Below are 25,753 nucleotides of genomic sequence, written 5' to 3' on the forward strand. Positions count from 1 at the left end.
GCCGTGACGCGCCGTCGGCCGTCCGCGGCCCGTCATGGCCGGCCGCCCGGTCACCCGCGCCCGCGGGCCGCGGCCGCACCGGAGCGGACCGTGCCCGGCCCGCCCGGCCCCCGCGGGGCCCGCCGGCCGCACGGACCCCGCGCCGTCGTCATCCTCCTTCCACAGAAAAGGTGACCGTGTCCTCCGTGACGACCAGGCGGCGCCGCCTGCGCGAGTTCCGGCGAGCCGCGCCGTTCGTCCTGCCGTTCCTCCTGCTCTTCGTCATCGTCTACCTGGTGCCCACGCTCTACTCCGTGGAGCAGAGCTTCTTCACCGTGCAACGCTCCGGCCTCGGCCTCGGCGGGGCCGACACCGTCTTCGCGGGCTTCGACAACTACGTACGGGCCTTCCACGACGGCGACTTCCTCTCCTCCCTCGGCAGGGTCGCCTTCGTCGGCGTCATCCAGGTGCCCGTCATGCTCGGCATCGCGCTCGTCCTGGCCCTGCTGATCGACTCGGCGGCCTCGAAGGGACGCAGGTTCTTCCGGATCGCCTACTTCGTGCCCTACGGGCTGCCCGGCGTGATCGCGGGCCTCGTCTGGTCGTTCCTTTACGCGCCCACCCTCAGCCCGATCACCAAGGGGTTCGCCTCGCTGGGCATCGACATCAGCTTCGTCGGCGACGGCGCCCTGCCGTTCTCCATCGCCAACATCCTGACCTGGGCCTGGACGGGCTACAACACGATCCTCATCTTCGCGGCGCTCCAGGCGGTCCCCGAGGAGACGATGGAGGCCGCCGCACTCGACGGCTGCTCCGGCTGGAAGGCCGCCCTGCTCATCAAGGTCCCGCAGATCCGGCCGGCCCTGCTGCTCACCCTCGTCTTCTCCATCATCGGCACGTTCCAGCTCTACAACGAGCCGGCCACGATGAAGTCGGTGGCCCCCAACCTGTCCTCCACATACACCCCGATCATGGCCGCCCTCCGCTCCCTGTCGGCCAACGACTTCCACTACGCGGCCGCCCAGTCCGTGCTCCTCGGCGCCCTGATCTGCGTGCTGTCCGTGTTCGTCTTCCGCGCATCGGCCAGGAGCGTCGACTGATGACCGCCACCCTGCAACCGCCCACCCGCCCAGAGACCAAGACCGGGAAGCCGCGACCGCGGCGCCCGCGCACCCATCCGCTCACGACCGTCAATCCCGCCTCGCGGCTGCTCGTCCTGGCCGTCATGTCCCTCTTCGCCGTCTACTTCCTGCTTCCGGTGTGGTGGCTGGTCGTCTCCGCCACCAAGGGCCACGGAGAGATCTTCTCCGGCAACGGCTTCTGGTTCGGCAAGCACTTCGCGCTCGTGGAGAACGTCCAGACACTGTTCCAGGCCCAGGGCGGCATCTACGCGCGCTGGCTGCTCAACTCGCTGCTGTACGCGGTCGGCGGCGGCATCGTCTCCACCCTGCTGGCGGCCATGTGCGGATACGCCCTCGCCAAGTTCCCCTTCCCCGGACGCGAGGCGGTCTTCGGCACGGTGCTCGCCGCGGTGCTGCTGCCCGCGCCCGTGCTGGCCATCCCGCTCTATCTGATGTTCAGCTACACCGGCACCATCAACACCTTCTGGTCCGTGTTCATCCCGAGCATCGTCAGCCCCTTCGGCGTCTATCTGAGCCGGATCTACGCCGCCTCCTCGGTACCCGACGCGCTGATCGAGTCGGGCCGTCTCGACGGCGCCGGGGAACTGCGCATCTTCGCCATGTGCGCCCGGCTCATGGCACCGGCGATGGTCACGGTCTTCCTGTTCCAGTTCGTCGCGATCTGGACGAACTTCCTGCTGCCCTCCCTGATGCTCGCCGACACCCGGCTCCAGCCGGTGACCGTGGGCCTCGTCGGCTGGCGCGAACTGCAGGGCTACCCCATCAGCTACACCACCGTCGTCACCGGCGCCCTCGTCTCGGTCGTGCCGGTCGTCGCCATGTTCGTCTCCCTGCAGTCGTTCTGGAGCAAGGGCCTGGTCACCGGAGCCGTCAAGTAGCTCACCCCGCACCAATGAAAGGATGATGATGAACATCCTGACGAGAACGGTGGCGTGCCTGTGCGCCGCGGTGCTGCTCGCGGCAGCCGGCACGGCCGCCCGGGCGGCGGACGATCCCCCGCCCGTCAACCTCCTCGCCGCGGACATGGACACCGGACTCGACGGCGGCACGAGCCCGCTGACCCTGTTGAACCCGGCGTCGGGAGGGTCCCAGCAGATCGTGAGCGTCGGCGGCGACAACGCCCTCGAACTGCGCGACGCCTCCCAGGGCAGCAATCTCTCCAGCTACTTCTACCGGCGCTGGTCCACCGGCACGCTGAAGGACCGCATCAACGAGATCTACCGGCAGCCCGTCGGCAGCCCCGCGCGCCAGTTCGTCCTGCGCTACGACCTCAGGCGGAGCGCCGCCGGCGACAAACCGGTCGCCAAGGACATCTACGCGCAGATCCAGTTCGGCAACTTCGACAACAACCTGGTGCCCCGGTTCCCCGTGCCGGCGGTGAGCATCACGACCACCTCCGCCTACACCGACACCTCCGGCGCCCTGTCCTCCGTCGACGACACCGACATCGAGCAGTACCGCTTCACCATCGTGCCCAACGGCGGGCAGCGGCTGATCTCCACGGTCGAACTCGGCTTCTCGGTACGTGTCGACACCGGCGGCACCGACGAGGCGATCACCGTCGACGACATGGGTGTCTACGAGGTGGGCGGGGGTGTCACCGACACCGAGCCGCCGACCGCACCGGGCGGTCTCACCCGCGCGGGCGCGTCCGCCGACACCGTCTCGCTCGGCTGGACCGCGTCGACCGACAACCTCGGCGTGACCGGCTACGACGTCTTCCGCGACGGCTACCAGGCCGCCTCCGTCGGCGGCGGCACCACCTCGGCGGCGATCGGCGGCCTGATGCCCGCCACCCGCTACACGTTCACGGTGCGGGCCAGGGACGCCAGCGGCAACGTCAGCCCGATGAGCGCGCCCCTCGACATCACCACCGGACCGTACGTGCCGGAGAAACCCGCGCCCTACCCCGGCACCCGGCAGACCCGGACCCAGTGGCTGTGGGACAAGACCAAGGCCATGAAGGAGGAGAGCGGCGCCGTCAACGTCGCGGCGTACACCGCACAACTCGCCGACCACGAGAACGTGGCGACGAACCTCGCCAGACTCGACGCGCAGTTCCAGAGCTACGACTACGAGCAGTACAAGACGATGGCGAAGATGTACGCCTACCTCATGACCGGCGACCAGTTCGACGCCGCCATGCTCGGACATGTGCGGAACTACTTCGCCTCCTACGCCTACCAGAAGCTGCCGCAGACCGAGAACCTGCGGATGAGCAACTACGCCACGGGATACCTCGTCGGCCAGTACTTCCCCGACCTCGTCGACCTCAACGGGAACGCGGGGGACCGGCTGAAGGCCATCAACAAGGCGAACGTCCTGGAGATGGTGAACGCGGGTGTGCGCCGCGGCTGGGCGGAGTACCAGAGCCCCGAGTACACGTTCATGACGTACTTCTGCCTCAACGCCCTCTACCAGTGGGCCGACGACGACGGACTGCGCCGCCAGGTGAAGATGGCGATGGACGTCATGTGGTTCGAGTGGGCGAACGACTGGATCGACGGCTACATGATCTCCTCGGAGAGCCGGGCCAAGGGCGACCTGGCCGCGGTCAACGACCCGACATGGCGGCCCGCCGACCACTCCACGCTCGCCTGGACCTACTTCGGCGCCCACCGCGTCCAGCAGGGCGTCGGCGAATCGGACAACCCCGCGCCCTCCGCCTACCGCCCGAACCTCGAATACGCCGGGCTGGTCGCCTGGCCGGGCACGACCTACACACCGCCCGAACTGGCGGTGAGGATCGGCCGGAAGACCGACAAGGCGTACACCTCGCACAAGGCGACCCTGCAGAACTCCAGCGGGCGCGCCATGGACATCTACCGCACCACCTATGTGCGGCCCACCTGGGGCCTGGGCACCGAGGTCCAGTACCGCCGGGTCGACAACTGGATCGAGGACCTGCCGGTGGTGCTCCGCTGGCACTCCGACGCCGCCAACCCGCTGTTCCGGCTCTCCACCGACCAGCGCAACGCCCCGATCGGCGCCTACGACCAGCCCGCCGACCACCGGATCATGCAGGACGGTCCCACGGCGGTCGGCGTCTACAGGTCCTCCGGCGGCCAGACGTCGAACTACGTCAACGCGCTGTTCCCCGCGAACGGTTCGATCCGGGAACGCCGTGAGGCCGGCGGCTGGACGATCGCCGACACGGGCACGATGTACTTCGCGTACAGAACGGTCAAGCCCGGCACCTGGTACCACCAGACGCCGAACGACCCCGCCAACAAGGTGAAGACGACGGCGCAGACCCACCCCACCGCCTCCCTCAGCTACAGCTACGACATCCTGCGCAGCCAGGCCGACCGGAACGGCTGGGTGCTGGAGACCGCCGACAGGTCCCAGTACGCCGACCTCGACGCCTTCACGAACGCGCTTGTCAGCAAGACCAGTTGGGACGTGAGCCGGATCGACGACACCAGTCCCCGGATCGTCTACCACAGCCTGAAGCGCGACGACCTGGACCTCACCTTCGACTCCGCGGCGGGCGCACCCGGCGCCGCCCACCTCGTGAACGGCACACCGATCGACTACGACGCCTACCCGCTGTTCGGCACGCCCTGGCTGCACCAGGACAAGCTGGGCGCCCGGTTCAGGGCCTCGGCGGGCGGCACGAGCGTCGTCTACGACTTCGACCGCTGGACCGTGAAGACCACGCACGACCGGCACCGCAAGGACCACCGCGGGCACTGACCGCGGCGGCGGTTCCGTGTCGGCCGGCCGGAACGGCGGCGCCCGCCCCGCGGCAGTGCGGGGCGGGCGCCTCGGGTCGGTCAGCGGGTGGTCAGGGTGACGTCGAAGATGTGCATCACCCCCCGGTCCGAGCCCTGCGGGAGGACGACGGAGGCGACACGTTTGCCCGGGTCGAGCGCGGTCGGCACGGTGGCGAACACCTTCGCCTGGGCGCTGTCCGAGCCGCCGGAGACGTTGTTGCGCCCATTGGTGGTGATCAGCGGGGTGTTGCCGAACTGGTAGGCGGTGCCCGGGGTCCAGTCGGTGAACTGGACCGGCACCTGCCGGCTGCTGCCGTCGGTGTACTCGACGACCGCGGTGCCCTGCGACGGGCCGTTGGTGGCCAGGCCGAGGAAGCTGATGGCGGTCGCCGGGGCGTCGTGCAGGTCGATCCGCTGGCCGTGCGGGATCCAGTTGTCGGGCTCGCCCGGCGCGGCGTCCGGCCAGGTGAAGACGGCACCGGTGTCGCCCAGGGGCAGTCGCGCGCCCGGGGTGGCACCGGCCGCCGCCAACTGCTCGCGCGAGAGCGAGTTGTCGCTCAGGTCCAGCGAGCCGAGGTTGCCCCGGCCCGCCGCAGTGGTCCCGATGTTGTTGCGGGCGTCACTGCCGTCGGTGTACGACGGCGGCACGTCGCCCGCGCCGGTACCCCAGGCGCCGGGGGTCTTCGCCATGGTGAACTTCAGGGTGCCGCCCTTGCGGGCGAAGTCCTCGCCCACCCAGGAGCGGGTGGTGCGGTGCCCGTTCACCTTGAGGGCGTCGACATGGGGGCGGCCGTGGGCGACGCCGTCGGCCGCGATGGTGATCGTGCGTCCCGTGCCGGCGCTCTTCACCTTGATGTGCTCGAACATCGGGGCGGAGATCACCAGGTTGGCGGTGCCGTAGATCGAGGGGTAGACACCCAGGTTCGCCCACACGTACCAGGCGCTCAGCGAGCCGAGGTCGTCGTTGCCCGGCAGTCCGGACGGCGAGGTGTCGTACATCTCGGTGGTCGCACGGCGCAGCACGTCGGCCGTCCGGTCGGGCCGTCCCAGCCAGTTGTAGACGTACGGCATGGAGAAGCTGGGCTGGTTGCTGAGGTAGGCACCGGTGACGTTGTACACGCCGGCGTCCAGGTTCTTGGTGTGCTCGTCCAGTTCGGCGGTGGTCTTCGCGACCCCGCCGCGCTTCTCGATCAGCGTGCCGACGTTCTGCGGCACCAGCCAGCCGTACTGGTAGCCGGTGGCCTGGTCGAACTGGTCGCCGCGCTCACCGAGGTTGAAGCCCTGGTCGAAGCCGGTGCGGCCGCGGGGCCTGATCTGCTGGGTCTGGCTGTCGAAGACGTTCTGCCAGTTCTGCGCCCGCGCCATGAACGTCCGGTAGGCGTCATGGTCGCCGAGCCGCCCGGCGAGCTGGGCGATCCCGAAGTCGTCGATCGCGTACTCCAGCGTCGTGGAGGTCGCCGAGTTGCCCTTGCGGTTCTCGATGAACCCGGTGCTGAAGTACTGGTAGCCGTTGGCCCGTTTGGTGGCGGTGGCGGGCAGCGACTGGGTGGCGACCATGGAGGCCAGCGCGGCGGAGCGGTCGTAGTGGGTGCTGCCGAAGGCGTCCACCGAGGCGAGCAGCGACTGCAGGGAGTCGCCGCTCATCTTCTGCTGCGACTGGTTCAGATGCGGCCAGTTGGGCCAGCTGCCGGTCTGCCGCACCATGTCCACGATGGACTGGTTGATGTCGTCGCCGACCTTGGGGAACAGCAGCGCGACCAGTTGGGCCTGACCGCGGTAGGTGTCCCAGCCCGAGAAGGTGACGTACTGGTGGTGTCCCCGGGCCACTCGGTGGATCTCGCCGTCGTAGCCGGTCCACCGGCCGTCGACGTCCTCGAAGACGTTGGGGTGCAGCAGCGCGTGGTACAGCGCGGTGTAGAACTTCACCCGCTGGTCCCTGCCACCGCCGTCCACCGTCACGGTCTTCAGCGCGTTGCGCCAGGTCTTGGCCGCCTGACCGCGGACCTTGTCGAAGCCGGACGAGCCGACCTCGGTGTCCCGGTTCAGGGCGGCGCCGGCGGTGCTGACGTAGCTCAGCCCGCTCTTCGCGGTCACCTTGGCGCCCTTGTCGAAGACCAGGTAGGCGCCGACCCCGTGCTTGGTGTCGGTGCCCTGCGCGCTGGTCGACCCGGGGGTGACGGTGCCGCCCTGCCAGGTGCCGAAGGAGCGGATCGGTTTGTCGAAGGTGGTCGAGAAGTACGCGCGGTAGTGGCCGCCCACATCGCATATGGAGGCGGCGTCGACCCAGCCGCTCACCGTGTTGCCCTCGATGCTGACCTGGCTGCCGAAGATGCGGTTGTTGGAGCCCGCGACGTCGATCAACAGGGTGGAGCCGGCCCTGCCGGGGAAGTCGTAGCGGCTGACCGCGGCCCGGGTGCTGGCCGTCAGCTCGGTTTTGACATCGTTATCAGTGCGCACCGAGTAGTAGCCGGGCTCGGCCTTCTCCTCGGTGTGGCTGAACGGCAGGTAGTAGTCGGTGATGCGGGTCGCCGGGCTCGTGGGCAGCGCGCCGCCGGGCAGATCGCCGGTGTACGGCAGGACGGGGAAGTCGAACGCGCCGAACCGGCCCTCGCAGCCGGTGCCGGACAGCCGGGTCATGCCGAAGCCGCGGATCCGGTCGGCGGTGTACTCGTACCCGCCCTTCTGGTCGCCGTCGCTCGTCCGGTAGGTGGTGGGGCTGGACTGCACCATGCCGAACGGCACGGTGGCGCCGGGATAGGTGTCTCCGTAGGCGCTGTTGCCCTTGTTCTGGCTGGTGTCCAGCCGGGTGCCGATGAACTGGTCGACCGCGTCGAAGGGGTCGATGGTGCTGTTGGACGCCGCTGCCGTGCCGGGCAGCAGGCCCGACAGGACGGTGCCCAGCGCGAGGGCGCCGGCCAGGAGTCGGCGCCGTCCGGCGCCGGGCCGCGGCGCACGCCGCGAAACGGATCTCCACATGGGTGTACTGGTCCTCTACAGCCGCTGACAGGGACCCGCGAGCGGGGGCTCGCGGGTCAGGGGGCTACATGGGTATCAACCACACCACATATAGACACCGGACAAGGCCAGTTCGTGAACACCGCGGGAACCGACCCGTACGCGGTCGGGACGGGCCCCGCCCGTGCCGGCGGCGGTCACGGTGCTCCGTAGGTGCGCAGGTAGTCGAACCGGGCTGTCGCGCCCGCCGTGTTGAGGGACACCAGGCCGATGCCGAGCGGCTGCTCGTGGGGCAGGGTCCACACACCGGTCCAGGTCCAGTGCATGCCGTCCGTGCTGCTCGCGGCGCGCACCTCGTGCTCACCGCCGGCCCGGTCGGCGTGGTAGGACAGGCGCAGCCAGGTCGTCCCGGCGGCCGGGCCGCCGAACATCGGCCCGTACGCGACCGGGGTCGGCGGCGTCGTGGTGGGCCGTGCGCCCTCCTTGGCGAACTCGGTGACGTGGCTGACCTTTGTGCCGGTGTGGCTCAGCGGCAGCACGGCGTGGACGAGTTTGACGTACCGGTCGTCACCGCCGTACAGCACCAGTCCCGCCTGCTGGTTGGCCGGCCCCGAGGCCAGCCGCAGCCTGGTCTCCACGGTGAAGTCGCCCCGCGGTGCCGGCCGGGTCAGCACGGACGCGGTGTTGGTGCCCAGGTGGAGTTCCGCGCTCTGCGTCGGCCAGGACAGGGCACCGCCGCCCGGCGCGGCGCCGGCGGCCGGGCCGCGCACCCAGCTCCAGGCGTCGGACAGTGTGCCGCCGTCGAACTCGTCGCTGTAGGCGGGCAGGAGCGGTCCGGTCCGGGGTTCGGCGACCCGCCGTGTGACGGGTGTGTACAGCTTGGCCGCGCCCACGTTGTCGGCCGCCGCGCCGCTGCCCCGGGCCGCGACGCCCACCCGGCCGGCCCGGCGCGCGGCGGGCGGCACGGTGCGCTGCTGGGTGGCCACCGCGTCGTGCAACCGGTCCGCGCTGACCTCGACGGTCAGCCGGCCGCCGCGCAGTTCGGCGCTGACGTTGTGCCAGGCGGACCACGGGAAGCCGGCCGGCAGCGCCGTCACCTGCTCGCCGGTGCTGATCCCGTCGACACGGACGTCGGTGACCAGGGCGCCCCGGTCCCGGTCGAGCCAGGCGGCCACGTGGTCGCCGGCGTCCTGGTAGGCGAGGACCAGACCGGCGGCGCCGGTCGCCGCGGCGACCCGCAGATCGGCCTCGGCCCGCAACCGGGCGGGCGCGTTCGCGGACGACACCAGGAAGGCGGGGTCGGTGTCGCTGCCGGTGTGGGTCACGAACGTGCCCGGATCCTCCTCGGTCGCGGTGGCCCAGCCGCCGGTACCGGAACCCTGCGCCCGCCACCGGGCGAGCGAGCCGTCGTTGAACGTGCTCCCGACGTCCCAGCCGGTCACGGGTGCCCGCGTGATGCCGGTGGACGGCCCGGCCCCGGCCCGGACCACCGGCCAGCCGTCGATCCAGTCCAGCCGGTCCACGAGCATCGGACGCCTGCTGAGGGTGCGGTCGACGCCGGGCACCGGGGCGAGGTCGGGGTCGGCGACCGGGATGGCGTGGTACACCAGCCAGTCCTGCCCCGACAGGTCGGTCTGCAGCGCGTTGTGGCCCGGGCCGATCCAGCCGTTGCCGTTCGCGCTCACCACGATGCCGCCCTTGCTGGTGGGCGCCATCAGGTCCATGCCCCGGTCGTCGGTGAACGGGCCGGTCGGACGGATGGCGCGGCCCACCTTCACCTGGTAGCCGCTGAAGGCGCCGTCGCAGCAGCCGGCGTCGGAGTAGAAGAGGTAGTAGTAGCCCTCGCGGCGGACGACGAAGCCGCCCTCCATGCGCCGGCCCTGGGCGACCTCGGTGACCTCGCCCTCGATGCGGGTGCGGTCGGCGTTCGTCTTCGCCACGCAGATCGTGTCGTAGCTGCCGCGTACTCCCACTCGGCCTCGGTGGGCAGCCGGGCTCCGGCCCAGCGGCAGTAGGCGACCGCGTCGTGCCAGGAGACGTGCACGACGGGATGGCCGCCCCGGTCGGCCACATCGCTGCCGGGTCCCTCGGGCGCCCGCCAGTGGGCCCCCTCCACACCGCACCACCAGGGGGTCCGCGGCGGCCGGGGCGCGCCGCGGCGCAGGGCCGCGGGCAGGAATCCGGCGAACACATAGGACCAGCCGAACCGTTCGGCTTCGGTGCGGTAACCGGTCTCGTCGACGAACCGGGCGAAGCGCTCGTTGGACACCGCGCAGGTGTCGATCCGGAACGGCGAGAGCCTGACCGTACGCACGGGTCCCTCACCGTCGGCGGGGAACCCCTCGGCGTCCTCGGTCCCCATCAGGAACGAGCCACCGGGCAGCGCCACGGTGCCGTCGGCCTCGCGGACCGCCCCCGTGCCCGGCCGCCTCTCGTGCACCGCGCCGTCCTCAGGGGCGGGCCGGCCGCGCCCCCCGCTCGCCGGTGCGCAGCACCCGCCACCGTCGGACCGCCCCACCGGACCTCCCCGTCGCTGCGCCGCGCTGCCCCGCGGCCCGGACGAACAGAACGGCAATGATCGTACAAGTGTCACGGCCTGCCGCGGCAGGGCCGCTCGGGGAGGGGCGCCCCGGCCGTGACACATGGTCGGCCCGGCCCCTCAGGCCGAGGCCGACCACTCGGGAACGTAGTCCTCCGGCGGCTGTCCGGGAGGCTCGGGGTCGGGAGGGTCGGGGGGCGGGGGGAAGAGGAGGTCTTCCAGGGCCTGCATGGCGAAGATCAGGAGCAGCAGTGCTACGGGGATGAGCAGGGCGAGCAGGATCACGTGACCTCCCAGAGGAGTAGTGATCAGCCTGTGGCGTGTCCGTGGCACGAACGGTTTCAGCCTGCGTCCGGATGGGTGACCGCGCACTCAGTGCGGACGAACCCTGAGCCGTTCGGGTGAAAGACGGCTGCCCGGGTGCGCCCCGGGGTGCGGTGGGCGACCCTGAGGCCCTTGGGACGGCCGGGCCGTCACCCGGATGCGCGGCTAGCGCCGACACGCCGGGCAGACGACCGGAATGCACGCCATGCCACACGCCGAACGCGACCTCACCGGCGGGCCGCGGGAACCGGGCACGACAGGCGCCGGCCCCGACGGCTGCGCGCCTCCAGCCGGCATCCCGCACGACGGGTGCCGGGTCCCGGCCGGGCGGGGTCAGTTGGCATCTCGTACGGCGGGTCCCGCGCGCAGGCCGGACCCCGGTCGGGCGGGCGTCAGCCGGTATCTCGTTCGGCGGGTGTCGCGTGGGGGCGGGGTCCCTGGTCGGGTGGCGTCCGTCGGTATCCCGTGCGGCGGGCGCCGGGTGGGGGCGGGACCCGATGGTCGGGCGGCGTCAGCTGGTATCCCATTACGGCGGGCGGCACGCGCAGGGCGGGTTCCCGGCCGGGCGGCGTCAGGTGGCATCTCGTAGGGCGGGTGTCGCGGGGGGCCGGGTTCCCGGCCGGGTGGTGGCGGCTGGTATCTCGGTCGGCAGGCGCCCCGTGGGGGCCTGATCCGGCGGTTGGGCGGTTTCAGTCGGTGTCCCGTTTCTCGGGTCCCCGCTGGTTGCCCACCCGGGGTGCGGGACCGGCGGGGCGCGGTACCCGGTCGCGGACCCAGGCCCGCAGCAGCGGCGAGTGCAGGGCCGGCACCCACAGGTCGGCCCGCTGGGCGTCCGCTTCGCTCGGCCGGGGTCCCACCCCGAGCACCCGCAGCCCGGCCCGCCACGCGGACTCGATCCCCGTCAGGGAGTCCTCGACCGCCAGCGCGTCGTGCGGCCGGGCGCCGCACAGCTGTGCCGCGGTCGCGTACACGTCGGGCCAGGGCTTGGGCCGCACCACCCCCGGCGTACCGGCCGCCGGTTCGGCGCCGGGCGTGTCCGGAGGCATGCCGGACGGTACGACGATGTGCCGGAAGTGGCGGCGCAGCCGCGCCCGGGAGAGGCATTCCTCCACGACCTCCAAGGGGCAGTTGCTGGCCACCGCGAGCGGCAGCCGGCCGGACAGCGACCGCACGAACTCGGCGGCACCCGGCATGGTCACGGGATCGCTGGCGACGAGTTCCAGGAAGTTGGCCAGCAGCGCCTGCGTCAGCTCGGCGGTCAGTTCGGGCTTGTGCGCCTCCTCGGCCATCAGACGGCCGCAGTCGGTGTAGTGCACACCCTTGGCCCGCTCCGCGAACCCGGGCGACGGCCGCAGGCCGAAGGCGCGCAAGGCCCTCATCCGGGCGTCCTGCCAGTGGCGTTCGGTGTTCATCAGGGTGCCGTCGCAGTCGAAGACGACCGCTTCGGGGGACCAGTCGAGAAGGGAAGGTGCCTGGGTGGTCACGGTGGCTCCTGCGGGAGGGGGCGGCCCCGCTCGTGGCGGACCGCGGTGCGGGCGAGTGCTGCGGTTCCCCGTGCCGGACGCGCGCGGAGCGGGCGCCTCCATCGGTGTCGTCGTACGGATGAAACGGCCCGGACTCAGGTCATTCCGTCGCAAAGGGGAAACATCGCGGTCGCTACGCTATTTTCGGCTCGGAGCGAGACGCAATCACTACTTCGAGTGCTCGACAGCGGCCGGAGAGAAGGTGTAAGCGGGATCGCATGCCCGGCGCTCGTCCGCCGTTCCCGGGTTCCGTCAACGCTGCATAAATGCTGCCGAGTTGAGGCATATGCGGGAGGCAATGCGGAATAGGCGCGGACGAGCCGTAAAAAGTCGTGTCGCCGCCAGGAGCCGCGCCGAATCGGGCCCGAAATCACCCGCAAGCGTTCACCTTCGAAAGAATTGAGCATTTACCGCGCAGGGCAGGCGAGAATTGCCCCCGGCGTGCGCGGGCGCACTACATTCTGCGTCGTCAGGGCAATGTTGAGCGGAAGTGGACAGCACGTTGCAGGAACGGGCCAGGGCAACCCGCAGATCACTCCTGGAGGCAGCGGCCTGCCTCTTCGCCGAACAGGGATATGCCGGTACCAGCGTCAACGACATAAGTGCCAGGTCCGGGCGGACCAGCGGCTCCGTCTATTTCCACTACGCCAGCAAGGAGGGGATCGCCCTCGCCGTCGTCAAGGACCGGTTCGCCACCTGGCCGGGCCTCGCCGCGCGGTACACGGACCGCGCCGTACCGCCCCTGGAACGCCTCGTCGCCCTCAGCTACGAGATCGCCCGGGCCCTCGCCGAGGACACCCTGACGCGCGCGGGCGCACGCCTGTGGGCCGAGCGCGACACCATCGACGCCCCGCTGCCCGACCCCTTCGCCCTGTGGACCGCCGCCGCCACGCGCCTGCTCGCCCAGGCCCGGGCCGCCGGCCACCTCGCGCACGACGTACGCCCCGCCGCCACCGCACGCACCCTGGTGCGGGCCTTCTTCGGCCTGTGCACCCTGACCGAGGCCCTGGAGGGCCCGCACACGGTCACCGACCGCCTCACCGACTGGTGGCATCTGACCCTGCTCTCCCTGCAGCGGGACGCCGACCCGGCGGGGGTGGTCGGAAAGGCGCGCGCTGCGGCGACGCGCCAGGCGGCGCGCAGGCCGGCGGACCCGGTGCGTCTGGCGGGTCCCCGGGCCGCGGTGGAGTTGCGGGCGGCACGGGAGTAGCGGGGCGGGGCCGGAAACCGCTGGTCCTGCGGTCGCCACGCCCCACCGCGCGGCCCCGCGCGGGCACCGGGGCGCGGGCGTCGAGTGGCTTGCCCGTCACGGGGCGCGGAGCATGGGACTGAAGGGGACGCGCCGGTGCCGCACACCGCGGCGCGCCGGACGCACCCGGCCGCGGCTCGGCCCCGGGAGAAGGAGGCGTGCGAGCGCATGGCGGACAATCCGGCGGGGGCCGATGTGCCGCTCGGCTCGGCGGCCACCGCAGACATGCCGAGCCGCCGCAGACTCCAGGCGCTGGAACTGCTGCTGACCGAGCAGCGGTTCAGGATCGCACGCTACGTGGAGGCGTACTCCACTCCCGGTGCCACCCCGCACTCCGTACCCGGTGCCACCCCGCGGCTGTGCTCCCGCGGGCTGCCGCGGCCCACCCCCGGCGTCGACTCACCGGTCCGGGAACTGCTGGACGCCCTGCCCATGCCCACCACGCTCGTCCTGCCGCTGCCCGGCGAGCGGGGCGGGCCGCCGGAGTTCTACTACGTGGGGCAGAACCAGGCCGCACGCGCGGACATGGCCCGCCGGCTGCCGCCCGGGACCCTTCCGTCGTGGACCGGGCCGGTGCCGCTGTTCGAGCGCTTCCCCACCCTCACCGACACGGCCGTGCCGCGCCTGCTCACCGAGGCCCACCGCAGCGGACGGGTGCAGGGCCCCGAGCCCGCCGAGTGGCCGCTGCCCGGACCCGACTCCCTGGTGATCCGGGTGAGCAGCGAGGTACGGGTGATCCCCTGCGCGGATCTGCTGCTGCTCACCTGGGAGCGCGGGCACGAGTCCCTGACGGCGCAGGAGGCCCAGCGCCTGGTGCGGGTCGGATGGGCCGAGTGGAATCTCGGCGACGGCAGCGCGGACGCGTCGTCGGGGCTGCCCGGGGTCCTGGGCCTGCCCGCCGGGCAGCCGCTTCCCGGCCTCGTCGAACTGGGCCGCATGGTGACACCGGACGGCCTGGAGGCGCTGTACCGGTCCGTCCACGACATCCTGCTGTGCTCGCAGGTCGCGGACTGCGATCTGCCCCTGTACGGTCCCGGCGAGCGGATCGTCCGCTTCGTCGCGGAGCCGGTACGCCTGGCGCATGGCCCGGTGTGGGCCGTACGCGCGGTGCTGCACGACGTGACCGACGACCGCACCAGCCGGGCCCTGGCCGCGCAGGCGAGCCGGGAGGCCCGCACCCAGCGGGAGCGGGCGGACGCGGTCGCCGAGGTGGCCGAACGCCTGCGGGAGGCCGTACTGCCGGGCTTCCCGGCGGAACTGGCCCGGCACGGGATCGAGGCGGCCGCCGTCTACCGCCCCGAGGCACGCGCGGCGCGGGTGGGCGGCGACTGGTACAAGACCCGCATCCTGCCGAACGGGAAGGTGCTGATCGCGCTCGGTGACGCCCGCGGTCATGGCCTCGCCGCCGTCACCCTGATGGCGAAACTGCGCTACGCGCTGGGCGGCCTCGCCTACACCGGCGAACTGGTCGAACGGCTGACCGGCTGGCTGAACGCGGTCGCCTGCGACGACGGGGCGGAGTCCACCGCCACCGCGGTCATCGCCCTGTACCTCCCCGACCTCGGACTGCTGCGCTGGACGTGCGCGGGGCATCCGCTGCCGGTCCTGGTGCGCGGCCGGCGCGCCTGCCTGCTCGATCCTCCGCCGGGCGGTCCCGGCCTGCCCCTCGGTGTGCTGCCCGGGGAGGTCTACGCGGCGGCCGAGACCTTCCTTCGGCCCGGCGACGTGGTGCTGCTGTACTCGGACGGTCTGATCGAGCGCCGCGGCTCCGACCTCGACCGGGACTGCTCCCGGCTGCTCGCGGTGGCCGAGGCGTGCGCGGGCGACGGCATCCCGCCGGGCGACGAGGCGCTGGACACCTTCGTACGGGAACTGGTCGGGGCACTGACCGGGCCGCACACGGCGGACGACGCCACGGTGCTCGCCTTCCGCCTCGTGCACGACGGCACCGACTGACGCCCGGTAGGCACCGACTGACGCCCGGCCGGCACCGATTGAAGCCTGGCCCGCACCGGTGGCCGTCACCGGCGGGCACCCCCGGTCCGACGGGGGCGGCGCCCGGCGCCATATGACGGGCCGTCATATCGGCTGTGCCGCCCGTGGGTCGTCCTCCCGCCGAGCGATGACCGGGCATGGATGTCACCGAGGATTCCCCGGCAGGTTCCCGACGCCTCACGCCACCGTCCCCCCGCGGTACTGGGATGGTGGCGAGCGCGGTGACGGCATGCCGTCCGGCACCGCAGGAGCCGTACGTCAGGAGAGGCATGTCCGTCACAGCCGAGACGCCGAGACACGGGGCGCGCCGCGGAAAGCAGGGAGTCGGACGAGGCATCGCGCTCGGGACCGCGCTGGCCCTGATCGCGTTCGTCCCGCCGGCCGCCGCGAGCGCGCGGGCCGCCGCCCCGGCCACCAGCACGATCACCTGGACCACACAGCAGGTGGCCCCCGGTGTCCAGGTCCGCAGCGGCGTGCTGCGCAACCCCGACGCCGCCGGCGTGTGGACCGTCACCGTCCAGGCACCGGCCGTCAACCGGCTCACCGGCGCCGCCACCTGGGCTCCGCTCGGGGACCGAGACTGGGCCGACGCCACCGCCGGGCGCCTGCGGGCGGCCGGATTCGAACCGCGGCTGGAACGGGTGGTGTGGGGCCCGTACTCCGACACCCCGCGCGGCACGATGGGCTGGCAGGTCAGGATCGGCGGGTACGCTACCCAGGCCGAGGCGGGCAGGCTCAACTCCTCGGTGACGGCGGCCGGTTTCCGCACCTCGGTCGAGTGGACGGGATACGACGGACGGCAGAGCGCCGACGCGGAACGCATCCACGTCGCCGTCGTCGACCCGGACCGGCTGCGGGGCACGATCGAGGTCAGCGACGGCGGTGACGTCGCCGACCGCGAGAAGACCTCCGCGGTGGCCGCCCGGCTCGGCTCCCTGCTCGGCGTCAACGGCGGGTTCTTCATCACCTCGGACGCGGACGGCGTCCAGGGCACGATGGCCGGGCTGTCCGCCGTGCACGGCAGACTGGAGTCGATGGCCGTCGGCTCACGCGCGGCACTGATCCTCGGCGACGGCGGACGGCGCCCGCGCGTCGCCGACCTGTCCACCACCGTCACCGTGCGCGCCGGCGCCGCCACCCACGCGGTCGAGGGCATCAACCGGGTCCCGGGCAAGCTGCGCAACTGCGGCCGTCCCGGCGCCGTGCCCACCGAGCGGCCCCGGCACGACACCACCTGCACGCTCGCGGACGACCTGGTGAAGTTCACCCCGTCCTTCCACGCCCCCCTGCCCACCGGCGCGGGCGTCCAGGTGGTCCTGGACAAGCGCGGTGTCGTCGTCTCCCGGGGCGACCGGGGCGGCGCCGTGCCCTCGGAAGGCTCCGTCCTCCAGGGCACCGGGGCGGCGGCAGCCTGGCTCGCCGAGCATGCCGACGTCGGCCGGCGCCTGTCGCTGCGCGAGGTCGTCCGGGACGCCTCGGGGCGCCAGGTCAGGCTCGGGCCCGACGACAGCATCGTCAGCGCGGCGCCCACCCTGGTCGAGGACGGCCGGGTGCACATCGACGCCGCCACCGAGGGCACCCTGGACCCGCTGGACCTCTCCTTCGGGTTCGCCTGGTCGAACGTGCGCCAGCCCCGCACCCTGGCCGGCGTCGACCGTCACGGACGGCTCCTGCTGGTGACCGTGGACGGCCGTCAGCCCGGCGTCAGCGAGGGCTTCACGCTCGCCGAGGCCGCCGGCTTCATGCGCTCCCTCGGCGCCGTGCAGGCCCTCAACCTCGACGGCGGCGGCTCCACGGCGATGGCGGTCGACGGCGCCCTCGTCAACACCACGTCCGACGCGAGCGGCGAGCGCGCCGTCGGTGACACGATCCAGGTCCTGCCGCGCACGGGCAGGGGCTGACCCGACCGGACCCGGGGCGGCACCCCGCCGGCGGCCACGACCGAGCCGGCCGGCGGGGTGCCGCCCCGCCGTGCTGTCACCGGAGCCCTGTCACCGGCGTGTGCTTGGATGCCCGGCATGAACGACTCACCAGACTCACCCCGCATATGGATCACGGACGTTCCGCCGTTCGGCCCGGAGGAGACCGGTGTGCTCCTCGGTGTCGACGTGACGTCCGAGGACCCCGGGGAGCGCATGGTCTGTGTGCTCCTGAACCGGGGGCACGAGGGCGAGGAGGGCGTGTTCTATCTGCTGCCGTTCGACCTGTCGGCACGCTACGAACGCGACGGCGACCGGCTGTCGGTCAGCCTCCGGGCCTCCCGGCAGGTGCTCGCCGCCGATCTGGCCGACCGCACCGACACCCTGCACGAACACCTGGCCGCCCTCGCCACCGACCCGGCGGGCGACGACCGGGTCACCCTGCTGCGCCGCACGCTCGTCACCGACTTCGTACCCCCCGAACGGGACGGCGTGAAACAGCCGGTGCTGCTCGTGGACCACGTCGGTCCTGCCGCCCTCGCGGAACTGTTCGCCCGGTTCCACGAGGGCGAGGCCGGCTTCGCGGTCCTGAACGCCGACTGACGGCGGCCGGCCGGTTGCCGCGTCAGGCCCTGGCCAGGGCGGACGCCTCGGCCGCGATCAGGGCGGCGCGGTCGCCGGACAGACCCGACCGGCCGGCGTGCCGCTCGGCCCACTTGGCGAGCTGCTTGTAGTCGGCGCGGCCGAGCATGCCGGTCAGCTTGGCGACGACCTGGTCCTTGGCGCCCGAGGTCAGGATCAGATGGGCGAGTCCGGTCCGGGACGCCTCGACGGTGAAGACCGACGTGGCCGTGGCGGTGCCGCCGGGGCCGGTGGCCTCGGCGCGCAGGGTGTGCTCACCGGCGGCGAGCCCAGCGAGGTCGAGGGGCTTGCCGGTGGCGACGGGGCCGCCGTCCAGGGTGAGGGTGACCTTGTCGGCGCCGGTGGACTGCACCGCGGCGACCGGGGCCTGCGCGCGGTCGAGCCGGGCGGCGGCGGCCGGGGAGGTGATGCTCACGGCCGGCGCGTGCGGGGTCTCGTTCTTGCGCTGCAGCCAGGCGGCGTTCCAACCGGCCAGCTCCGCCGGACGGTTGGTGATGATGCCGTCCACTCCGGCGGCCTCCAGCGCCTGCCAGCGGGCCGCGCTGTCCACCGTCCAGACGTTCACCGCGACGCCGGCCGCGTGCAGGTCCCGCACCACGCCGAGCCTCTTGGACAGGGCGCCGTCCGACGGGTTGTAGGCCGACAGGTGCAGCTCCTCGGCGATGGCCACCGGGTCGGGGTCCAGGGCGTCCCGCAGCAGACCCAGCGGCAGCTCGGGCGCCAGCTCGTGGGTGTACCGCAGCGCGCTGACCTCGAAGCTCTGCACGAACACCCGGTCGGTCATGCCATGGTCACGGATGGTCCTGACGATGGTGGCGACCTCGTCCCGGGTGTGGGCGCCCTTGATCTCCAGCAGCATGGCGCCGCCGCGGCTCTTCAGATCCGTCAACTGGGCGGCCAGCGTGGGGATACGGGTGCCCTTGTAGACCGGCGCGAACCACGAACCGGCGTCCAGCGCGTCCAGTTGAGCGGACGTCAGGCTCCGGATGAAACCGATGCCGTCGGTGGTGCGGTCCACCGTTGCGTCGTGCAGCACGTAGGGGACGCCGTCCTTGCTCGGCTGGACGTCGTTCTCGATGTACTCGGCTCCGCCGCGCCGGGCGATCTCGTCGGAGACCAGGGTGTTCTCCGGGGCGGCCGAGGAGGCGCCGCGGTGCGCGATCACGGTCAGCGGGGAGCCCTCGGGACGGAGGCGGCTCTCGGCGGGCAGTTCGGTCACCTTCAGGTCGTCGAAGGAGACCGTGGCGCCGTTGACGACCAGGGCCTCGACGCCGCCCGCCGAACGGGCGAGCCTGCTGGTGCGCATGGCCTCGGTGCCGTTGAAGTACCAGCGCGCCTTGGCGCCGTGCACCTCGACGGCGATCCGTACGTCGCGGCCGGTGCCGGCGGCCGACGGCGCGGCGGTGGTGTCGGTGACGTTCCAGGCGTTGGCGGTGGTGCGCTGGGCGAACTCCAGGCCGTTGGCGGCGGTCGTGCCGCTGCGCATGGTGGCGATCTGCCAGGGCACGGCGCCGTCGGCGGGGACGTCGAGGCCCATCGCGGTCCACCGTGCGGAGTCGTTCACGGACTCGAACCGTGCGGTCACCTCGATGCGGAAGTCGTTGAGGTGTTCGCCGAACGTGATGCGGCTCTGCTGGTTCGCGTTGGCCGAAGTACCGTACAGTCGGCCGTCCTTGACCTGCCAGGTGCCCTCCACGGCGGTGAACCCCGTGGGCAGGGCGGTGCCGGAGAAGTCCTCGGCCACCACGGTCCGGTTCTGCGGTGCGGTGGCGCCGGACGCGGTCGGGTCGGCGCCCGCCGGGGTGACGACGACCCCGAGGACGAGTGCGGCGGAGCTGAGCAACGCCGCCGAGAAGGTGCTGAGCGATCGGTTCGACATGAGCGGAACGTACGGTTCGTTGCTCAACTCCCGCTGACGTACGGGGGAATTCCGGTCAGCGGCCGGGTAGACGATCACCGCGACGGCGCCGCCGCAGGGCCCCCGCGTCCCTGCCTCGCGGGCAGGGCCGGGCCGTCGAGGTGCGGGGTCGCGGGTGTTGCGGGAGCATGAGTGTGGAGAGGCATTGCGTCCCGCCGCATGGGCGTGTGTGTGCCTTCGGGCGGGGAGCAGAAGCCGTACCGGCGACCCGAGCGGAACACAGGTGCGATGGTGAAGCGCGGTACCCAGTTGACGCAGAACTCCACGGAACCGGCGGTGCGTACCCCTGCGGCGTCCCGGCCGTGCGCCGGTGACTGGGGACTGCTGCTGATCAGACTGACCTTCGGAGTGCTGCTGGCCGGCCACGGCGCGCAGAAGCTGTTCGGCTTCTTCGGCGGGCCGGGCCTCGCGGCCACCGGCAAGACCTTCGACAGCGCCGGATACCACCCGGGCCGGGTCTTCGCCGTGATCGGCGGACTCTCCGAACTCGTCGGCGGCCTCGGTCTGGCCGTCGGGCTGCTCACCCCGCTCGCCGCCGCGGCGGTCGTCGGCGTGATGATCAATGCCATGGTGACCGTCAGCGGCGCCCATGGCCTGTGGGACCAGGACGGCGGCGTCGAGTACAACATCAGCATCGCCGTCGTCGCCATCGCCGTCGCCGCCATCGGTCCTGGACGGCTGGCCCTCGACCGGTACTTCCCCTGGCGCGACGGAGGCTGGCGCGAAGCCGCCGTCGCCCTCGGCCTCGGGGGCGTCGGGGCCGCGATCGCGCTCAGCGTCTGAGCCGTCCCCGCGCGTCGTCCCACGCGGTGCGGCCGACGCGCCGGTTCACACGCCGGCGTCGCGGTACACGTCCTCGGTGTTCGCTCGCGGCGCCGGCCGGTGATGTGCGGCCGGGCCCCCGGCGAAGCCGCGCAGCAGGTTCTCCGTGGTACGGGTGACGAAGTCGCGGGTGCGGGCGTCCATGCCGTGGTCGCGGCCACCGTCGGGGGTGCCCGCCATGAGCCCTTCCACCCAGCGCATGGTGCCCGTGGCGAAGACGCCCGCGCCGCCGGCGGCCGTGTAGTAGGCGGAATCGCTGTGGCTGCGGCGTCCGTTGCACACGAGCGGGGAGTGGGCCGTGATCTCCAGGGGCGCGGGGACCGAGGGCCCGGGCGTGACCCGGTCGTACTCGACGCCGACGAGGTGCGCGAACGCGTCGCCGGGACGCACACCGGTCCCGTCGTACAGCCAGTGGTCGGCGGCGTGCACCACATACGGCGCATCCGTGGGGTAGCCCTCGTACAGCACTCCGGTCAGGGACGACTCGGGGTCGGCCGCCGGGGCGAGGCGGAAGTCGGTCGTCGCCAGGGCGGGGTGGGTCGCGTAGTACGGGTCGCTGTGCACGGAGGACTTGTAGCAGACCACGGTGCGGTCGGCCGCGGTGTCGCCCTGTTCGAGGCGGACGCGCCGGAAGCAGGTGTTGGCACCGAGGAAGGCGATGTTGGTGCCGGAGTCGCGGGCCCGGGTGAGATGGTCGCGCTGCTGCGGGGTCCAGTACTCGTCGTGGCCCAGCGTGATCACCGCCGTCGCGCCGTGCAGGACCGCCGGGTCGCGGTGCACATCGGTGCCGGTGGTGTAGGCGAGCGGGATGCCGAGCCGTTCGGCCAGCACCACCGCCGCGCGCTCGTACACGAGGAACTTCTCCGCGCCGTCGCCGTCGTAGGGACGGTCGAAGCTGACGGCCAGGGAGCGGGTGGCGTACGCGCCCGAGGAGCCGTTGTAGAGGCTGTAGCCGCCCCACCGGTTGTACGCCTGCCAAGTGGCCGGGGCGTGCATGAGGACGGTGCGGCCGGTGCCCTCGGTGGAGCGGACGACCAGCGGTATGTAGCGCTGGTGGCCGGTGTCCGCGTCGAGCCGCAGCAGGTACGCGCCCTCCGGCCAGTCGGCCGTGTCGCAGGTGAGGGTGCGGGGCCAGGCGGCGCGCACCGTGCGTGTGTCGGGCAGGAGGCGGGGTCCTGGACGGGCCCGGCCCGGCACGCGCCCCGACGACCACACGAGCCGGGCCTGGGCACCGCCGTACCAGCCGATGCGGAAGGCCGAGACACGGAAGGACGAGGCGGTCGTCGACACATGCAGTCCGCACTTCTCGCCGGGCGTCACGCTGGACCGGTCCGCGTACCCGGCGATGGCGGTCTCGGGGCCCCGGGACCGGATGCGCCAATCGGGTGTGCCCGGGCGGTCACGCTCCGCTTCGGACCGGTGCGCGGCGGGTGCGGGGCGAGGCGCGGGAGCGGACGGCGTGCACGCGGCGGCCGTCATGGACGACAGCCCGATCCCCGCGCACACTCCGAGGAAGCGTCTGCGGTCGGGGCCGGCCGCGGCAGGCGTCCGCTCGTCCGCGCCGGCCGTGCCGTGCCCGCGGTCGCTGCCGTGCCCGTCGTGTCTGCCGCGTCCGTCGTGCCCGTCGTGTCGGTTGTGTCGGTCGTGTCTGTCGGAGTGCACAGCTCCTCCCGCCGGTCGGCTCGCCCTGCCACGCCTTGTGGCCAGGCTGACACGACACGCTCGGGCGCGCGTCCCGGGAGCGGCCGGTCGCGCCGACGGGCGCGGGGCCGGTGCCGGCCGCTGCTCCGGGCGCGATCCGAAGCGGCACTCGGCACCGGCCGGCGGGTCAGCGGCGGCTGCCGGAGGGCACCGTGAACGTCGGGCGTCCCGCGGGCAGTTGCACCGTGTACTGGCGCAGATAGGTGTCCAGGAACGGGGACCGGTCGCCGCCGGTGGCGATGTCGTCCGCCGGGTCGTCCAGGGCCAGCCTCAGCTGCGCGCCCCTGACCGAGATCGTCTCGCCCGAGGGAGTGTCGCGCCACGAGCCGGTCTGGATGGAGCCGATCTCCACGGCCAGGACGTGCCCGGCCGCGAGGGTCCAGTCGGTCGCCTTGAGGTCGACGCTCAGCCGGCCCGAGTCCAGCAGGGAGACCTGCTCGTCGAACATCACGGCCGTGCCGTCCGGGGCGACGTCGTACAGCTTGAGCATGATGTTGCCCGTGCCCTTGGCGGTCAGGGAGATCCGCGGGGTGCCGATGACGCGTACCGCCTTGCGGACCGGCTCTGACCACACGAAGAAACTCGATGTGACCGCGCCGGACCTCTGGAGCCTCGCCGTGGCGTCGGTCAGGGCCTTCGGGCCGGCCGGCTCGATCGCGGGCGCGTTCTCCATGTCCCAGGTGCCCGACGGCTGGGGGAGCGCCTTCGACGCCGGACCGCCGGCCGCGGCCAGGGCCGTACGAGCCGAGGCCCCGCCGTCGTCCACGTACGCGCCGCCGCCGAGCGGCAGGGTGGCGGACCGCTCCACGACGGGCCAGGTGCGCTGCGCCCGCCAGGCGCCGGTGGAGTCCTCGACGGCGTAGGCCGGGTAGCGGACCTTCGGCTTGACGCCCTTGAGGTACTGGTCGTAGAAGGACAGCGTCTCCTCGTACCAGCCCTCGCGGCCCATGGCGAGGCGCCCGTCGCCGGTCCGGTCGCCGCCGCGCACATGGTCCCACTGACCGAGCCAGCCGCGCTCCGGACCCACGTGGTTGTCGAGGTACTCCTGCATCTCCTCGGGCTTGGTGTTGTTCTCGATGAAGCCCTGGGTCACGAAGAGCGGGGTGTCGGAGCCCTTGGCCGTCTTGGCCAGGTCACGGGAGGTCCAGTGCTCGTCCCACTGGTCGGCGATCCGGTATCCGGCCGAGTTCTGCGTCAGGCACTCGGGGTGGGAGTCCTCCCATCGGGCGTTGGCCCGGTAGCGGGGGTCGTCGTCCGCCAACGGGGCGATCGTGGCGATGGAGTTGTAGGCGTTCGCGGTGCCGGTCACGTTCGGGCGGGGCACACCGTTGGAGTAGATGTACTGGTACATGTCCCACACGGGCTCCTGGGCGACGACGGCCTTGAGCGCCTTCTGGTCCAGGTTGTTGCCGATCAGGCCGGTGACGGCGTCGTAGGACTTGCCGTACATGCCCACCGCCCCGGTGGACCACGGCTGGCGCGCGGCCCAGTCGACGGCGGCCTTGACGTCGGCCTGCTCGCCGGGACCGCCCCAGTCGAGGCAGCCGGTGGAGCCGCCGAAGCCGCGCAGGTCCACCATGACGAAGGCGTAGCCGTGGGCGAACAGGTCGGTGCCCTCGATGAAGTCCTGGAACCGGGAGGAGGGGCCGGTGTGCGTCCAGCCCTCGGGGCCGGTCTGCCCGGAGTGCCCGAAGTACGGGCCGACCGACACGATGACGGGCACCTTCGCGCCCTTGCGCAGCCCCTCGGGCAGCAGGACGTCGGCGTGCAGTTCGGTGCCGGAGCGGTCGGAGGACGGGAAGTAGTGCTGCGTCCAGACGGAGCCCTTCGGGACGCGGTCGTTCTCCGCGTGGGTGACGGGGTCGGTCGCGGTGGCCACCGCCGTCCCGGTGGGCGCCGTGGCGTCGGGCGCCGCGGTGGCGGGGTGGATGAGCGCGGCGGTCAGCGCGAGGGTGGTGACGAGTGTGGAGGCGGCCCAGGCGGCCGCGCGACGTCTCTTCACATGCTCCTCCGGAGTGCTGGCTACGGGATGGTGCAGGTGGTACCGGTCGAGCGGCGCCCGCCGGCCCGCCGCGCGAAGGCGGCGACGGAACGGCCGTACGCCCGCGGCGAGTTGGTGCGCGGGCGCCGACCGGGCCGGTGGCGATGGCCGGGAAGCCTATGATCACCACGGGAACGCGTCAACGCCCCTGCGTGTCCGCTGTGTTACCGCTTCCACCGGTCGGCGCCCGTGGCGGTACCGGACCAACGCCACGAGGTGCGCGGTGAGTCGGCCGACCGTGCGGCACGCAGACCCCGCTCACGAGGGCCGCCGCCCGGGGCGCCGACGCGGCGGGCGGTCCTGCGGGGCGGACGGATCCGGGCCCGCTCCCTCATCCGCCGAGCGGGCACCGGACCCGCGCCCGGCGGCCGGCGCGGCACCGAGGACCGACGGACCGTCGCCGTCGATCACCGCCGGGGCGGTGGCGGTTCATTGGGGTAAGGTGCATCACGTTCGGTTTGGTTTTCACCAAAGGAGCGGTCCCATGGCACGGCAGGAGCGTGCGGTCCGGACCCGCCGTGCTGTTGTCGAGGCCGCCGCCTCGGTCTTCGCCGAGCGTGGCTACGCCGCGGCGACCATCGCGGAGATCCTGGAACGTGCTGGGGTGACCAAGGGCGCCCTGTACTTCCACTTCGACTCCAAGGACGCGCTGGCGCGCGGTGTGATCGAGGCGCGGATCACCCGCGACCACCGCGTGCCGCGCGAACTGAAATTGCAGGAGTGGGTGGACACCGGCATGACGCTGGCGCACCAGGTCCCCCGGGACGTCATCCTGCGGGCGGGCATCCGGCTCTCCGGCGACCTGCAGGGACGCACCCTGTTCGGCAGCACCTGGCCGGCCTGGGTCGAGCAGTCGACCGCGCTGCTGACGGAGGCACGGGAGCGGGGTGAGGTGCTGCCGCACGTCGAGCCCGCGCAGACCGCCGAGTGCTTCTTCGGGGCCTGGCTGGGCACGCAGGCGTTCTCCGAGGCCGCCTCCCGCTGGGGTGATCTCAGCGAGCGGGTCTCCGTCCTGTACAACCACATGCTGCCGGCCGTCGCCACACCCGCGGCGCTGATCAGGCTGGACACCGCGCCCGACCGCGGCGCCCGCGTCGTACGCGAGGCGGAGGCGGAACACGCCCGGCGGGCCGCCCTGGTGACCAGCGAGGTCTGACACCGCCGGCCGGCCGCCCCCGCCGTCCACCGTGCCGTTGGGCATACCGCACGTGCTGTTTCTTATCCGACGAGAAGGCCGCTGCCCGGTGCCCGGCCGCGGGCCCGACGGGCCGTCGGCGGGGGACACCCG

The 25,753-nt window shown here is 72.5% G+C and carries 17 protein-coding genes and 1 pseudogene; 9 read left to right on the forward strand and 9 right to left on the reverse strand.

The annotated features are described in order from the left end of the window. The first annotated feature begins 185 nt into the window (after nucleotides 1-185). Genes ACIRFL_RS21575 through ACIRFL_RS21585 form a run of 3 tightly spaced genes read left to right on the forward strand, consistent with a single transcriptional unit; the run spans nucleotide 186 to nucleotide 4,817 of the window. On the forward strand, nucleotides 186-1,079 hold the full coding sequence (locus tag ACIRFL_RS21575; RefSeq protein WP_404030589.1) for a carbohydrate ABC transporter permease: 894 nt from the start codon (nucleotides 186-188) through the stop codon (nucleotides 1,077-1,079). Beyond that, entirely contained in the window at nucleotides 1,079-1,999 is a 921-nt protein-coding gene (locus tag ACIRFL_RS21580) for a carbohydrate ABC transporter permease (protein ID WP_404030591.1), read from the forward strand. The genes ACIRFL_RS21575 and ACIRFL_RS21580 overlap by 1 nt, the downstream gene beginning before the upstream one ends. Nucleotides 2,000-2,021: 22 nt before the next feature. Then, nucleotides 2,022-4,817, forward strand: a complete 2,796-nt coding sequence (locus tag ACIRFL_RS21585) for a fibronectin type III domain-containing protein (protein WP_404030593.1) — start codon at nucleotides 2,022-2,024, stop codon at nucleotides 4,815-4,817. Between the two features lie 80 nt (nucleotides 4,818-4,897). On the opposite strand, the gene ACIRFL_RS21590 is transcribed toward ACIRFL_RS21585, so the two are convergent. The 6 genes and pseudogenes from ACIRFL_RS21590 to ACIRFL_RS21615 form a co-directional block, all read right to left on the reverse strand. Next, nucleotides 4,898-7,813, reverse strand: coding sequence for a GH92 family glycosyl hydrolase (locus ACIRFL_RS21590; protein ID WP_404030595.1), 2,916 nt, complete (start codon nucleotides 7,811-7,813; stop codon nucleotides 4,898-4,900). A gap of 176 nt (nucleotides 7,814-7,989) precedes the next feature. Beyond that, a complete protein-coding gene (locus ACIRFL_RS21595) occupies nucleotides 7,990-9,321 on the reverse strand; it encodes a hypothetical protein (RefSeq protein ID WP_404030731.1) in 1,332 nt (443 codons plus the stop codon). Between the two features lie 21 nt (nucleotides 9,322-9,342). Then, nucleotides 9,343-9,684: pseudogene (locus ACIRFL_RS21600) on the reverse strand (family 43 glycosylhydrolase); the annotation flags it as partial. Then, nucleotides 9,567-10,436 carry an SUMF1/EgtB/PvdO family nonheme iron enzyme gene (locus ACIRFL_RS21605; RefSeq protein WP_404030598.1) on the reverse strand — a complete coding sequence of 290 codons (870 nt, stop codon included), beginning with the start codon at nucleotides 10,434-10,436 and terminating at the stop codon, nucleotides 9,567-9,569. The gene ACIRFL_RS21605 and the pseudogene ACIRFL_RS21600, both read right to left, overlap by 118 nt. A gap of 15 nt (nucleotides 10,437-10,451) precedes the next feature. Then, on the reverse strand, nucleotides 10,452-10,616 hold the full coding sequence (locus tag ACIRFL_RS21610) for a hypothetical protein (RefSeq protein WP_404030601.1): 165 nt from the start codon (nucleotides 10,614-10,616) through the stop codon (nucleotides 10,452-10,454). Between the two features lie 728 nt (nucleotides 10,617-11,344). Then, nucleotides 11,345-12,139 carry an HAD family hydrolase gene (locus tag ACIRFL_RS21615; RefSeq protein ID WP_404030604.1) on the reverse strand — a complete coding sequence of 265 codons (795 nt, stop codon included), beginning with the start codon at nucleotides 12,137-12,139 and terminating at the stop codon, nucleotides 11,345-11,347. Nucleotides 12,140-12,668: 529 nt separating this feature from the next. Here ACIRFL_RS21615 and ACIRFL_RS21620 point away from each other — a divergent pair. From ACIRFL_RS21620 to ACIRFL_RS21635, 4 genes are all read left to right on the forward strand, one after another. Next, nucleotides 12,669-13,388, forward strand: coding sequence for a ScbR family autoregulator-binding transcription factor (locus tag ACIRFL_RS21620; RefSeq protein ID WP_404030606.1), 720 nt, complete (start codon nucleotides 12,669-12,671; stop codon nucleotides 13,386-13,388). A gap of 207 nt (nucleotides 13,389-13,595) precedes the next feature. After that, nucleotides 13,596-15,383 carry a PP2C family protein-serine/threonine phosphatase gene (locus ACIRFL_RS21625; RefSeq protein ID WP_404030609.1) on the forward strand — a complete coding sequence of 596 codons (1,788 nt, stop codon included), beginning with the start codon at nucleotides 13,596-13,598 and terminating at the stop codon, nucleotides 15,381-15,383. A gap of 308 nt (nucleotides 15,384-15,691) precedes the next feature. After that, a complete protein-coding gene (locus tag ACIRFL_RS21630) occupies nucleotides 15,692-17,323 on the forward strand; it encodes a phosphodiester glycosidase family protein (protein ID WP_404030612.1) in 1,632 nt (543 codons plus the stop codon). Nucleotides 17,324-17,440: 117 nt separating this feature from the next. Further along, the gene (locus tag ACIRFL_RS21635) at nucleotides 17,441-17,944 is read left to right on the forward strand and encodes a hypothetical protein (protein WP_404030615.1); all 504 of its coding nucleotides are present in this window, start codon (nucleotides 17,441-17,443) and stop codon (nucleotides 17,942-17,944) included. Nucleotides 17,945-17,966: 22 nt separating this feature from the next. Here the strand turns inward: ACIRFL_RS21635 and ACIRFL_RS21640 are convergent, their stop codons facing one another. Continuing rightward, the gene (locus ACIRFL_RS21640; protein WP_404030618.1) at nucleotides 17,967-19,862 is read right to left on the reverse strand and encodes a glycerophosphodiester phosphodiesterase; all 1,896 of its coding nucleotides are present in this window, start codon (nucleotides 19,860-19,862) and stop codon (nucleotides 17,967-17,969) included. A gap of 267 nt (nucleotides 19,863-20,129) precedes the next feature. On the opposite strand from ACIRFL_RS21640, the gene ACIRFL_RS21645 reads away from it, so the two are divergent. Further along, the gene (locus ACIRFL_RS21645) at nucleotides 20,130-20,684 is read left to right on the forward strand and encodes a DoxX family protein (protein ID WP_404030620.1); all 555 of its coding nucleotides are present in this window, start codon (nucleotides 20,130-20,132) and stop codon (nucleotides 20,682-20,684) included. Between the two features lie 45 nt (nucleotides 20,685-20,729). On the opposite strand, the gene ACIRFL_RS21650 is transcribed toward ACIRFL_RS21645, so the two are convergent. Both ACIRFL_RS21650 and ACIRFL_RS21655 read right to left on the reverse strand, forming a co-directional pair. Beyond that, nucleotides 20,730-22,202, reverse strand: a complete 1,473-nt coding sequence (locus ACIRFL_RS21650; protein WP_404030733.1) for a N,N-dimethylformamidase beta subunit family domain-containing protein — start codon at nucleotides 22,200-22,202, stop codon at nucleotides 20,730-20,732. A 349-nt stretch (nucleotides 22,203-22,551) separates the two neighbouring features. Beyond that, nucleotides 22,552-24,426 carry a CocE/NonD family hydrolase gene (locus ACIRFL_RS21655; RefSeq protein WP_404030623.1) on the reverse strand — a complete coding sequence of 625 codons (1,875 nt, stop codon included), beginning with the start codon at nucleotides 24,424-24,426 and terminating at the stop codon, nucleotides 22,552-22,554. 523 nt (nucleotides 24,427-24,949) lie between these two features. Here ACIRFL_RS21655 and ACIRFL_RS21660 point away from each other — a divergent pair. Then, nucleotides 24,950-25,621 (forward strand): ScbR family autoregulator-binding transcription factor, encoded by a 672-nt coding sequence (locus ACIRFL_RS21660; protein ID WP_404030625.1) that lies wholly within the window; start codon nucleotides 24,950-24,952, stop codon nucleotides 25,619-25,621. Nucleotides 25,622-25,753 lie beyond the last annotated feature (132 nt).

This window comes from Streptomyces sp. NPDC102462 (assembly GCF_044765425.1).
Classification (GTDB): Bacteria; Actinomycetota; Actinomycetes; order Streptomycetales; family Streptomycetaceae; genus Streptomyces.